The sequence below is a fragment of the Leptolyngbya boryana PCC 6306 genome, from assembly GCF_000353285.1.
GTDB lineage: Bacteria > Cyanobacteriota > Cyanobacteriia > Leptolyngbyales > Leptolyngbyaceae > Leptolyngbya > Leptolyngbya boryana.
The window spans coordinates 5,142,673-5,155,706 of record NZ_KB731324.1; the positions used below are offsets into that span (position 1 = coordinate 5,142,673).

Below are 13,034 nucleotides of genomic sequence, written 5' to 3' on the forward strand. Positions count from 1 at the left end.
GGTTATGGCAGGACATAGTAAGTGGGCAAATATTAAGCGGCAAAAAGCGAGAGTAGACGCGAAAAGAGCCAATGTCTTTACCAAGGTTTCGCGCGAAATTATTGTAGCGGCTCGAAATGGTGTACCTGACCCCGCAGGCAATTTTCAGTTGAGAACCGCGATCGAGAAAGCCAAAGCCGCCGGAATCCCAAACGACAATATTGAACGAGCGATCGCTAAAGGTGCTGGCAAACTCGGTACAGATGCGCCACTCGAAGCAATTCAGTATGAAGGCTACGGGGCAGGCGGAGTTGCTGTTTTAATCGAAGCGCTAACCGATAACCGCAATCGAACTGCGGCTGATTTGAGAGAGGCATTTAGCAAAAACGGCGGAAACTTAGGTGAAACTGGCTGCGTGAACTGGATGTTTGAGCAAAAGGGAATTGTCGAACTGTCCTTTGCTCCTCAGAAACGAGGTCGTAAGCTCGAAGCAGTAGAAATTGACGAAGACGCACTTCTCGAAGCCTGTCTTGAAGGCGGTGCAGATGCCTATGAATTGATTGAAACCGAAGACGGTCAAGCCGCAGAAGTGTTTACCGAAGTCGGAAATTTAGAAGCGCTCAGCCAAGCTTTGAAAGAACAAGGGTACACCGTAGCGCAGGTTGAACTGCGTTGGATTCCTCAGAATACGATCGAAGTTACCGACCCCGATCATGCGCGATCGCTCCTCAAACTCATGGACGCACTCGATAGCTTAGATGACGTTCAGAACGCCACCGCCAACTTCGACATTGCTGAAGACCTGATGTTGGCAGCCCTGTGAACTCTCAACTTCTAAAAAAAAGCCCCGATGGAGATTTGGATGCCCCCATCCATCGCCCTTCGGGGTATCTGTGCTCTATTCGATGAATAGAATAAAGTTTTACCCTCTCCTGCACTTCGCCCACAACGTTCGCCTGACTGGGTGATTCTCAAAATTACTCAAATCGTATCTCAGCGCAATTACGGAATTTTCCCTAAAATGTGAGGCGGAAGAAATTGCCGATCGCACTTGCTCGTCTTGGAACTCTACGCGACAATAGGATGTAAAGTTTCGTATCGTGCGCTCAGATATGCAATTGCCTGAATTTGATATTGCGATCGTCGGAGGCGGAGTTGTCGGGACAACCTTCGCTTGTGCCTTGAAAGATTCCGGATTCCGAATTGCACTGATCGAAGCCGAACTCACATCGCAAGCTGTATCCCGCGCTCAAGCCTACTCAATTTCGCTCCTCTCCAGTCGAATTTTTGAAGGTATGGGCATTTGGCAAGAAATTCGCTCTCAGGTCGAAACCTACAAGCGGGTTCAGTTAACCGATGCAAATTCTCCCAATGCTGTGAAGTTTGCACCCAATGACATTGGGACAGAAACGCTCGGCTATGTCGCTGAGCATCGCGTATTAATTTCCGCACTGCATCAATTGCTCAAATCTTGCTCGAATGTCGAGTTGTTCTGCCCTGCTAAAGTCGTGAAAACTGAATTTCAAGCGAACGGAGCAACCCTTGATGTGATACTAAATGGAGAGATCCAGCAGATCCGATCGCATTTAGTTATTGCAGCAGATGGATCACGATCGCCCCTCCGTCAACAAGCCGGAATCAAAACATTTGGCTGGCAGTACGGGCAAGCTTGCGTTGTTGCCACGCTCAAACTCGAATCACCTCACGACAACACAGCTTACGAATGGTTCTGGAGTACAGGTCCTTCTGGAATTTTGCCGCTGACTGACGATCGCTATCGAATTGTTTGGACAACCAACAGAGCCGAAGCTGAGAAATTAGTGGCATTAGACGATCGTCAATTTATCGAAACGTTCCAACAACGCTACGGCTCAAAATTTGGCACACCCCAAATCGAAGGAAACCGTTATCTATTCCCGATTCAACTCATGCACAGTCGGCGCTATGTCCTGCCGCAACTCGCATTAATTGGCGATGCAGCCCATAGTTGTCATCCCTTAGGAGGGCAAGGCATCAACATGGGAATTCGAGACGCGGCAGCGCTGGCTCAAGTTCTACAAACTGCACAAAAACGCGGTGAAGACATTGCCAGTTTGAAAGTGTTGCGGCGATATGAGCGCTGGCGACAGTGGGAAAATCTCATCATCTTGAGCATTACCGACATCCTCAATCGGACATTCTCGAATCAGATTTTTCCGATTGTTCAACTCCGTCGGTTTAGCTTATGGTTTGTGCAGAATATCCCGCCGATACGATCGCTGGTCTTTCGCATTATGTCCGGCTTAACAGGACGTGCTCCCCAACTTGCCCAACGATAACCATAGCTTTGAAAAATTAGATTTGAGAGTGAATCCGCTGGTGAATTGGAACTCGGATCAAAAACTCAGCACCTTCTCCTTCACGGGAGAAATACTCTAGCTTCCCGTGATGTTTTTCTACAATCAACTGATAGCTAATTGACAGTCCCATGCCTGTACCTTTGCCAATCGGTTTGGTTGTGAAAAACGGATTGAAGATTTTTGCTCGAACTGTTTCAGAGATGCCAGAACCATTATCTGCGATCGTAATTTCCACTGAATCTCCGATCACGCAGGTTTGAATTGTAATTTGAGGTTGGCTGACTTCTTCTAAAGCATCGATCGCATTACTGAGAAGATTCATAAAGACTTGATTGAGTTGCCCTGCCAAACATTCAACCTGAGGGAGTTGCCCGTAGTGGCGCACGATTTGAATTTCTGGACGGTTGGGCTGTTGTTTCAAGCGATGCTGCAAAATTAAGAGCGTACTTTCAATTCCCTCATGCAGATCGACTCTTTTGAACTCAGCTTCATCAAGTCGAGAAAAATTACGGAGCGACAAAACGATTTCTTGAATCCGATCTGTTCCAATCTGCATCGAGTCTAGAATCTTCAGCAAATCTATTTGAATAAAGTCAAGGTCTGCGTCATCTGAAGCCTCCTGAATTTCTATGACAGGATTTGGATAATGCTGTTGATAGAGATGCAAGATGTGGAGAATATCAGCGATGTATCCTTGTAAGTGCGAGAGATTGCCATAGATAAAAGAAACCGGGTTGTTAATTTCATGAGCAACGCCTGCTACGAGCTGCCCTAAAGAAGACATTTTTTCAGCTTGAATCAGTTGAGCCTGCGTGTCCTGTAATTCTCTCAGCAATCGTTGTAATTGTTCTGACTCTCTTTGCAGACGAGTATTGGTTTCACGTAATTCTTGAGTTCGCTGAGCGACCTGTTCTTCTAGGTGTTTTTTGCTGCCTTGGAGTTGACGCTCTGCTAGATATTGCTGAGTTACATCTCGCAAAACTAATACTGACCCCTCTTCATGCTCCAAGATACCCTGCTGATCGATTTCAACAAATGCCCAGGAAATCTCTAGAATATGCGTTTGCTCAGACGCTTGAAATTCATAACACTGTGTTCCCCTTTGATGAGTTTCTAAAGCGATCGTGACAGGATGCTGGCTCATTTCCACAGCTTCGCCTTCTAGCCAGAGTGGAAGCTTATGCGCAAGTGAAGCACTCAACAGCATCAACCTCGGTTGACCCAAAAGCACCTCTAATGCTTCATTGCACCACTTAATTCGCCCCTTACCATCTGTCCAGACAATGCACTCCTTAACAGCACTAAGAGCGATTTCCATCTTACTGAGGGTAGAACGAAGGTGTCTCAACTGATAATCTTCGTTAGCCATCTACTTTAATTCCGTGTTAAGGATGCTCAAGTGCATTGCAGCAAGGATTTTCTCCCTTAAGGGGTGACGACACGACTGAACGGTAGAAAGGATGCCGGATAGCAGCATTGAGAGACAGAAAAAATGAGGTGATTCCACTTGTTTCACCCCATCAATCTAAAAGATGTTGCCCTCATTCTATCAAACCTGTTTACAATCGCAATTAACGGAAGCGCAATTTGTGACGCTAGAAATCTTGGTCGAACTGTTGCAAAAAGAGCGAAGAATTACGATTGAACGGATAGCGACCCTGTTTCCGCAACCGATTCTATTTGAGAGCAGACGGCGGAATATTCAGCGATTCTTGAGTCTGCCGCAACTGACTCCACAAGCGATCTGGTTTCCGATTGTCAAGCAGTGGATCAAACGACATTACTCAGGTAGAACTCCGCTTCACCTGGTGGTTGACCGGACGCAATGGCAAAACCATAACTTGATCATGGTGAGTCTTGTATACCAGAAGCGGGCAATCCCATTGCACTGGATGTGGCTGAACAAGCAAGGACAGAGTTCGCTGGCTGAACAACGAAAAGTGTTATGTCCGGTATTTCATCTGTTGAAAAAGTATCGCTTCATTTTGCTCGGAGACCGTGAGTTTCACAGTATCGAGCTTGCTGCTTGGTGTGTGGAAAAACAAGTCAAATTCGTGTTCCGTTTACCGAAAAGTACGACCATCAAACCGAATGACAGCGATGCGTTTACTCGCCTCGACGATTTGCCACAAACGCCCGGAATCACTGAGCAATATCTGCACATTCAAGTCACGCAAAATCGCGGGTTCGGCAAGCATAATTTAGTCTTGCGCCAAAAACGCGCCTACCGTCAATCGAATTCTGATGCTTGGTATCTGCTGACCAATCTCGTCGGTGCCGAACAAACTCTGAAAGCTTACTCTAATCGCTTCTCCATTGAGCCGCTGTTCAAAGACTACAAATCCGGTGGCTATCATCTCGAAGATTGCCATGCCGATTCACGCCGATTCAATGCACTACTGGTTCTGATTGCCATTGCTTATTCGCTCTCAACGCTTCAGGGACGACGCATTCGCCAAAAGCAAGTGCAATGCTACGTCGGTCGAGTCAAGGAGCCGAAGCGAACCCGAAACCGACATAGCAATTTCTGGATTGGCTTGTATGGCAGGTTGTGGATTGAACCCTTGCAATTGTGGTCAACTCTGGCGACCAAGTTGATGGCACTCAAGCCGCAAAAACGTCCCTTTTTTCAGCGAGGTCTCAATGCCATTTCCTTGATCCAGTCTGCTCTCTAGCTTCGTTGTCACCCCTTGAGATTTTCTCCCCCAACATCTACTTCTACACTCAGGCTCGATGATCGTTATAGTGGACGCAAAGTTGCTGCAAATAACCATTGTTCGCCCTGCTTTTCTGCAACGATAAAATGCTCAGACTCAATTTCTTGATTGTCTTTCGTGACAGCCTTTAGGTTTAAGGGGTGATTCAGGACTTTTGAGTGTCCCGTTGCTGAAAAGCGTGCAAATCCTAAGTTGTGAGCATCTTGAAAAAATGGCGGGAGAATTACGGTGAGCGGTTGTCCAATAATTTCTGTTGATGTCCACCCAAAAATGCGTTCAAAGTGTGAATTGACATCAACCACATTTCCTTGCTGATCGGCAACAACCACCGCTAAGTCACCTTGCTTTAGTTCTGCAATGGTAGGAGGAGTTTGAAGCATTTGAATATACCAAATGAGTACTGAATTCAACGAATTATACTCTGGGTTCCAGAATTGTAATCACCATAATTTATCAGGTAAATCTTCTACTTAACCATCATGAGGACACCTTGTATTAGAAGTACTTCTTTATACTAAATACATAGATCGCCTGGTTAAAGCATCCCTGGCGTGGGCATTATTGAGTTCGAGCTAAAGATGAGAGCAGTTCCCGATTGAGCCATAGGATGTCTAACAACCGTAAGACGATCGAATGAAGATAAACTCACTGAATCAGGCAGATACCACGGGAGATCTGATTGCGATTATTGGTGCAGGCGCTAGAGGCTTAAGTGTTTTAGAACGAATTGTTGCATTCGCCAGAGCCGATCAGTTTTTAGCTCCGATTGTTGTTAAGGTTTTCGATCGTGATCCCTTTGGTGCGGGCTGCCACTCAGTCCATCAGCCCGAACATTTGTTGGTGAATACAATTGCTAGTCAAATCACTGTCTTTTCTGATCCAACTGTTCAAGGCTCAGGATTTCAGCTTGCAGGTCCTTCCTTCTATGAATGGCTTTGCGATCGAGATCGCTCTAGTTCTCCCCCTGATCCAAATGCCTACTATCCAAGAAAGCGACTGGGAGAGTATTTAGCCTGGAGCTTTGACTACTTGTGCAGCTTAGCACCCACCACCGTTAAGATTGTCACAGTTTCAAAGTATGTCGTCGCAGCATCGCCGATCGTGGCTTCAGAAGGGACAATCTGGAAATTAAAAGATGAGTCGGGTGACACTCATTTTGTTCGATACACTTTTCTCACCACAGGTCATGAGCAGGAGCCATTAACTCCAGAGCAATCCGAACAGCGATTGTTTCCGGTCTATCCTCTAGATCCAGCGGTTCAAGGAATTCAGCCTGATGAAACGGTCGCGATCGAAGGTCTAGGACTCTCAGCGTGTGATGTGATCTCGATGCTGACGATCGGACGAGGCGGTAAATTTAATCGCGAGCAAAATGGTCAAGTCTGCTATCAAGCTTCGGGTCAGGAACCAAAAATGATTGGCTTTGCCAGATCCGGGCTGCCGATTACGGCGCGCGCCCGGAATGAGAAAGAAGTGCGTGAGCAGTATCAAGCTCGCTTTCTCACCCGATCAGCGATCGCTCAACTCAAAGCAAAACATGGGCAACTCGATTTTCAAACGCAAGTTCTCCCATTGCTCTTAGCGGATATGGAATTTGTATACAGCAGAACTTATGTGCAAAAACACAAAGGTTTTACTGCTGCTCATCAGTTCTCGAATTCCTATCTTGCTGCCACACAGAGACAACGGCGATCGCTGATCGCTGCTGAGATTCCATTGCATCAGCACTTTGACTGGCAGCGCTTAGTCAATCCAATTCCCCCTCAAAGCTTATCGACATATGAGCACTACAAAACCTGGTTAGACAGCTACTTGCACGAGGATTTAAGTTCCGCGAACGAAGGCAATCTCTCGAACCCGTTTAAAGCAGCTTGCGATGTGCTGCGAGATCTGCGAGATAATTTGCGCTACGTCGTTGATTTTGGGGGACTGACTGAAGACAGTCACCGTTGGTTTGTCCAGACCTTTCTTCCTGTTATGAATCGCCTAGCAGTTGGTCCACCCAAAGCAAGACTTGAAGAAATGCTTGCCCTGCAATCCGCCGGAATTCTCAAACTTGATTTAGGACCTCATCCACGCTGTCAGTTTGATCAAACTCGGCGGCGATTCGTGATTCAAGGCATGTTTGAGCAGGTTGAAGCCCACGCGTTAATTCGTTCTCGAATTGCGATGCCTCCTCCTCAAGCCAGTGCGAACCCCCTGCTTCGCCAGTTGATTGCAGATGGAATCTCTCGACCTTTTATGAATGGGCAGTTTCATCCGGGTGGCTTAGATGTCTCCAGCGATCTGAATCTGATTAGTCCAGCGAATGTTATATATCCGAACTTTTGGGTTTTAGGCACGCCGATCGAAGGACCGAAATTTTACACGTTCATCTTGCCGCGCCCGTTTGTCAATTCGACAGCGCTCTTAGATGCCGATCGCGTTGTCCAAGCACTGCGTGATCAACTCACAATCACCAAGTCAGGTTCAGTCGCTGTATCAGCGTTAATTTGATTGCACTCTATACCTCCAGTCATCAAGTGAAGAGTTTTTATCGATCGAACTTTTGGTTCGCTGGTTTAGCGGCAACCTTTACAGGTAACGGTATTGGGCGATTTGCTTACATCACACTGATGCCTGTGCTGATTCAAGCTAACTGGTTTTCTCAAGAAGCAGCAGCCCAATTTGGCGTTGCAGCATTATTAGGTTATCTATTGGGGCCTTTCCTGATTCGGCGTTTTGGCTCGCAAGTAAACCGTGCAACTTTGATGCGGATAGCGATGCTGTGTTGTTCTAGCAGCTACTTTGCCTGTGCTTTTCCGCAAATGGGGTTTGGATGGTTTTATAGTTGGCGATTTCTTTCAGGCGTGGGTGGAGCGATTTTGATGATTTTGGCTGCTCCTATGGTTCTTCCCCACGTTCGCCAGGACAGGCGGAGTCGCGTTGCTGGAGTCATCTTTTCGGGGATTGGGTTAGGTGCTGCCTTGTCTGGACTGCTGATTCCAGTATTGGTACAGATTCATATCAAGGTTGCTTGGGTGGCGATGGGGCTAGCTTGCGCTGGGCTAACACTGATGACCTGGAAAACCTGGGCTGAACTGGAGGTTGCTCCAAATCCCTCCACGGTGACTCCGCCTGTGATGAAATCGCACTCTCTGAACCGGGGAATCGGGTGTCTCTTGATTGCCTATGCGCTGAATGCGGTCGGTTTTTTGCCGCATACCTTGTTCTGGGTTGATTTTCTAGTTCGAGATTTAGGGTTCTCACTGGCATCAGGAGGACTGTCCTGGGCATTATTCGGCATTGGTGCGGCTGTCGGCCCGCTCTTGACCGGAGTGATGGGAGATCGGTTGGGAGTGCGTCGGTGCTTGGTGCTAGGTTTTGGGCTGAAAGCACTGGGGGTTATGATACCTCTGTTGACACAAAAGCTTTGGATGTTGCATGGTTCTGCGTTTTTAGTTGGGATGTTTACGCCAGGGATTGTGACACTGGTTTCGACGTATTGTTTGCAGTTAGTGGGTACACAGGAACATCATCGGGCTTGGGGAGCGATGACGTTCTCGTTTGCTTTGACGCAGGCGATCGCGGGTATGGGGATGGCAATTCTACTGCGTCAAGTGAGTTCTTATCTTCCTCTCTATGCGATCAGTGCGATCGCGCTGGTCATCTCGACGGTTTGTATCCTGTGTATTCCTCAACCCGCTTCGATTCGCGCTCCAGAGTCCATTTAAGCGATGAAACTTTATCTGAATACGACTTCTCCCTTTGCCCGATGGGTATTAGTTTGCGCTCTAGAATATGCAGTTCCCGATTTGGAATTAATCTGGGTCAACCCGTGGGATACTCCCGAAACGCTAACTAGAGTGAATCCATTCTCTACGGTTCCAGTGTTGCAGATGAATCAAACTGAAGCTTTATATGAAAGTAGTATTATTGTTCGCTATCTGATTCCAGCCTCGATCGCGCAATCACCCTCTCTACAAGAATTGCAGCGATTAGCCCTGGGTAAAATGCTGCTGGAAACTGCTTTTCGTCATACCAGTCTAAAACGCTATGCTCCAGCGGGTCTGCCTCCCCATCCTTTGATTGAACAGACGGAACGAGGACTGACGCGAGTCTTACAAACTTTATCGGTTCAAGATTTACCGAGCTTTTCAGCCCAACAGCGACCAGATGTAGCAAGTTTACAGATCGCGATCGCGTTAGATTACATTTCCTTTCGCTGTCCAGACTTATTTGTCTCTTCCGTCGCTCAATCGCTACAGGAGCAACTTCATGCCTATCAGTTGCGTCCTAGTTTTGAGTTCACGACTCCTTCCGCACTGGCAGCTCAATCCGCATCTATCCCGCTCGATGAATCGAGCTGTTCATAAAAACGGTGAGCAAGATTAAGCAAACATGTGAGCAGGCAGGCAACAGAGAGACGGAATGGTAAAAAGGACGTAAGTCGTTGTTCAATCAGTCGCGATGCCGAAAGCCGTTGTTTTATTGTCCGGTGGTCTAGATTCAGCAACCGTCGCTGCCCAAGCGATCGCAGATGGATATGATGTGATCGCGCTTTCATTTCGCTATGGTCAGCGCCACGATCGCGAACTGCAATCTGCTCAGGATATTGTCCAGCATTTGAAACTCTTGCAGCACTTCATTGTGGATGTGAATCTTGCCCAATGGGGCGGGTCAGCTCTAACAGATTCAGCCATTGAAGTTCCAATCACAGGCGTTCAGCCTGATGAGATTCCGATTACTTATGTGCCTGGGCGAAACACGGTGTTTATTGCGATCGCGCTGTCTTTGGCAGAAGCTCAAAACGCAGCAGCAATCTATTTAGGCATTAATGCTATCGATTATTCAGGTTATCCAGATTGCCGTCCTGAATATCTTGCCGCGTTTCAGACGCTCGCTCAACTCTCGTCTAAAGCAGGATTAGAAGGGAATGCGCCGAAATTAATTGCACCCTTGATTACCGATTCCAAGACCGACATTGTGAAACGGGCGGTGAAATTAGGCGTGCCGATCGAGAAAACTTGGTCATGCTATCAAGGCGAAACCGAACCTTGTGGAATCTGTGACTCTTGCCGAATTCGCGATCGCGCCTTGATCGAAGCAGGCTATCCAGAATTCGCAACAGCATCAGGAAGAGAATTCTATCAAAACTATTAAGAAAACAATTCAAAATAAGTGCTTGAAATCATGAATAAAAGCTTAAATCTAAATGAAAGTAATCTTCCATTCATTGATGAATAAAGTTGTGATGAAATCTAAAAAAATGGATCGTCGATTGCATCTAAGATCGACTAGATTTTTGCTCAACGATTCTTGAAAGTATTGGTGTAAGCCATTTGTAGCGCAGGTAACCTTCAGAATTCATCTTTTTTAGTGAATGACCAGTCTGAGTGTTTCTAAGGAAATTGAAGATTCGTTCTATAAAGTTTACAGGAAAGATTTCTAAAAGCTTAAAAGCTAAGAAAAACCGAAGCATAAAAAACAATAAATGAGGATTCAAACCTAATCCTTGAAAGATTTTCAGCGAATTTCATCTAAAAAGAACCCAATTCGGCAGCCGCTATATTAAAACTCTAGCTTTGTAACTCTGTCATGGTTTTTCCGTCCACTTATATCCTACTGTTAGCTCCTCAACTTGAAGAATTAGACGGATTGGAATCGTTACTTCAACAAGTAGTACTCGACGTTGAAATTGTAGAGAACGCCGATCAAGCGCTTGCGAAGGTTACTCAGAATCCCCCTTGCTTGATCATTTTGCAAGAGCATCTCCGCTCCGAAACCGTCATTCATCAACTCAGACTGCTCTCTAATGCCGATCGCACAACCCTTGTCATCGTCACCGAAACCGATTCTCCAAGCTGGCTCCATCAAGAACAACGACCAGACGTAGATGGGTTCTTGGTCAAACCCCTCAGTACTGAGGTTCTGTTCTCCTTAATTCACTCCGCCTCTGCCAGACACTACTGTCATCCTGTTTGAGATCTGCCCATTGACAGATTTCTCTAATTTATCTTCAGAAAGGTATAAAAATATCTGATTCTCTGTCCCTGTTCATCAGAGAAAGCTGACGAACAATAAATCCTCGTTATCTATAATTAAGTGGCATCAGATCTCGGTAATTTCACGCTTTTCGTCGAATTCAATCCCCAATTCTGGTGAGTACCCTGATTAATTAAGCTAATCTTTGGTATGTTTCAGTCTTCAAAAGATCGGCTACCGTTATCAACAGAGATAGATAGATTTACATCTTTTGGAGGACGCATCAAGAAATTAAGCGGAGATTACATCAAGATTTTGCGCTAGATTTAAATTAGATTCGATGCCCCCTGCAAGAGACCCCAATCTTCTGCAATCTGGAGAATGCCTGTGCAAACCCAACAAAAGAGCCGCTACATCAACGGTAATGCGCTCTATCGAAATGGCAACGTGAACGCCAAGCACAGCACATTTAACCAAAATTGCAAATAAAGAAATCAGAAAGAGGGTGCAACTTTTGTGAGAAAGGCTACAATCGGGGAGACATTCCAAACATTTAGAAATAATGATCTCAAAAAATCGCGAGATGCCAACCGTATTTCCTCGGAAAATAAAAGTGGCAAGAGATTTTGAATGATCATTGACGCGATCGCTCTACTGCATACCAGCCAGATTGAATCGTGAGAGGTTTCTCGCGAAAGTCGTCGCCTCTGGTCAGTTAGACTGCATCGACCAGATCAGCCTCTGGAATTTCAGTGCTGGGACATTTTACTTCATTACTTAAGGAGCATGAGGAACGCGGCATGACCCAAGCCAAAGACTTACTTGTTGAAGAAGCATTCGACCCTTCAGAAGTGCTAGACGTAGACGTAGATCTAGACGACCTTGAGGATCTCGACGATTCCGATCAAGCGGATGACGATGAAGAGGGGAAACCCGGTAAGGGACGTGCCACTCGTCGCCGGACTCAAGCTAAGAAAAAGCATTACACCGAAGATTCGATCCGGTTGTATTTGCAAGAAATTGGTCGGATTCGCCTGTTGCGCGCCGACGAAGAGATCGAATTGGCACGGAAGATTGCTGATTTGCTCGAACTCGAGCGGATTCGGTTCCGACTTGCAGATAAGTTAGATCGCGAACCAACCGACGCAGATTGGGCACAAGAAGTCAAAATGCCGCTGCAACAGTTCCGACATCGCCTGCATTTGGGTCGTCGCGCCAAAGATAAGATGGTGCAGTCGAACCTGCGACTGGTTGTATCGATCGCGAAGAAGTATATGAATCGCGGCCTGTCGTTCCAAGATTTGATTCAAGAAGGCAGCTTGGGTCTGATTCGGGCGGCTGAGAAGTTTGACCACGAAAAAGGGTACAAATTCTCGACGTATGCGACCTGGTGGATTCGTCAGGCGATTACGCGAGCGATCGCGGATCAGTCGAGAACGATTCGCCTTCCGGTTCACTTGTACGAAACCATTTCTAGAATTAAGAAGACAACGAAATTGTTGTCTCAAGAAATGGGACGCAAGCCGACTGAGGAAGAAATTGCAACTCGGATGGAAATGACCATTGAGAAGCTGCGTTTCATTGCCAAGTCTGCTCAGTTGCCGATTTCGTTGGAAACGCCGATCGGGAAAGAAGAAGATTCTCGCTTGGGTGACTTTATCGAATCGGATGGCGAAACTCCGGAAGATCAAGTTTCTAAGAATTTGCTCCGTGAAGATCTCGAAGGCGTTTTGGCAACACTCAGCCCCCGTGAGAAGGATGTGTTGCGCCTGCGTTACGGTTTAGACGACGGTCGGATGAAGACCCTCGAAGAAATCGGTCAAATCTTCAATGTGACTCGCGAACGGATTCGTCAAATCGAGGCGAAGGCGTTGAGAAAACTACGTCACCCGAATCGGAATAGTGTTCTGAAGGAATACATTCGATAAGGTTTAAAGTTCTTTGGTTGCAAGCCCGATGGCATTGGTCATTGGGCTTTTTTATTGGGGAGTTAGGAGGCAAAGGATCTGTCGCGCTAATAAATTGATTCGGTATT

11 protein-coding genes are annotated in these 13,034 nt (G+C 46.5%); 9 read left to right on the plus strand and 2 right to left on the minus strand.

The features are described from left to right. The first annotated feature begins 4 nt into the window (after positions 1-4). Positions 5-802, plus strand: a complete 798-nt coding sequence (locus LEPBO_RS0125700; protein WP_017290467.1) for a YebC/PmpR family DNA-binding transcriptional regulator — start codon at positions 5-7, stop codon at positions 800-802. A gap of 289 nt (positions 803-1,091) precedes the next feature. Beyond that, positions 1,092-2,297, plus strand: coding sequence for an FAD-dependent hydroxylase (locus tag LEPBO_RS0125705; protein WP_017290468.1), 1,206 nt, complete (start codon positions 1,092-1,094; stop codon positions 2,295-2,297). A 16-nt stretch (positions 2,298-2,313) separates the two neighbouring features. Here LEPBO_RS0125705 and LEPBO_RS44560 read toward each other — a convergent pair whose 3' ends face one another. Continuing rightward, the gene (locus LEPBO_RS44560; protein ID WP_017290469.1) at positions 2,314-3,687 is read right to left on the minus strand and encodes a PAS domain-containing sensor histidine kinase; all 1,374 of its coding nucleotides are present in this window, start codon (positions 3,685-3,687) and stop codon (positions 2,314-2,316) included. Between the two features lie 163 nt (positions 3,688-3,850). Between LEPBO_RS44560 and LEPBO_RS0125715 the strand changes: the two genes are divergently transcribed. Beyond that, positions 3,851-4,993 (plus strand): IS4 family transposase, encoded by a 1,143-nt coding sequence (locus tag LEPBO_RS0125715; RefSeq protein WP_017285525.1) that lies wholly within the window; start codon positions 3,851-3,853, stop codon positions 4,991-4,993. 65 nt (positions 4,994-5,058) lie between these two features. Here LEPBO_RS0125715 and LEPBO_RS0125720 read toward each other — a convergent pair whose 3' ends face one another. Then, positions 5,059-5,415 carry a PAS domain S-box protein gene (locus tag LEPBO_RS0125720; RefSeq protein WP_017290470.1) on the minus strand — a complete coding sequence of 119 codons (357 nt, stop codon included), beginning with the start codon at positions 5,413-5,415 and terminating at the stop codon, positions 5,059-5,061. A gap of 253 nt (positions 5,416-5,668) precedes the next feature. Here LEPBO_RS0125720 and LEPBO_RS0125725 point away from each other — a divergent pair, with 253 nt between their 5' ends. The 6 genes from LEPBO_RS0125725 to rpoD all read left to right on the plus strand — a co-directional run bounded on the left by LEPBO_RS0125725 (position 5,669) and on the right by rpoD (position 12,927). Next, a complete protein-coding gene (locus LEPBO_RS0125725) occupies positions 5,669-7,531 on the plus strand; it encodes an FAD/NAD(P)-binding protein (protein ID WP_017290471.1) in 1,863 nt (620 codons plus the stop codon). Between the two features lie 26 nt (positions 7,532-7,557). Then, positions 7,558-8,748 carry a YbfB/YjiJ family MFS transporter gene (locus tag LEPBO_RS0125730; protein ID WP_036046624.1) on the plus strand — a complete coding sequence of 397 codons (1,191 nt, stop codon included), beginning with the start codon at positions 7,558-7,560 and terminating at the stop codon, positions 8,746-8,748. 3 nt (positions 8,749-8,751) lie between these two features. Continuing rightward, positions 8,752-9,390 carry a glutathione S-transferase family protein gene (locus LEPBO_RS0125735; protein WP_017290473.1) on the plus strand — a complete coding sequence of 213 codons (639 nt, stop codon included), beginning with the start codon at positions 8,752-8,754 and terminating at the stop codon, positions 9,388-9,390. Positions 9,391-9,484: 94 nt separating this feature from the next. Next, entirely contained in the window at positions 9,485-10,177 is a 693-nt protein-coding gene (queC, locus tag LEPBO_RS0125740; protein WP_017290474.1) for a 7-cyano-7-deazaguanine synthase QueC, read from the plus strand. Positions 10,178-10,612: 435 nt separating this feature from the next. Continuing rightward, entirely contained in the window at positions 10,613-10,999 is a 387-nt protein-coding gene (locus LEPBO_RS0125745) for a response regulator (RefSeq protein WP_017290475.1), read from the plus strand. Positions 11,000-11,799: 800 nt separating this feature from the next. Continuing rightward, positions 11,800-12,927, plus strand: a complete 1,128-nt coding sequence (gene rpoD / locus LEPBO_RS0125750) for an RNA polymerase sigma factor RpoD (protein ID WP_017290476.1) — start codon at positions 11,800-11,802, stop codon at positions 12,925-12,927. Positions 12,928-13,034 lie beyond the last annotated feature (107 nt).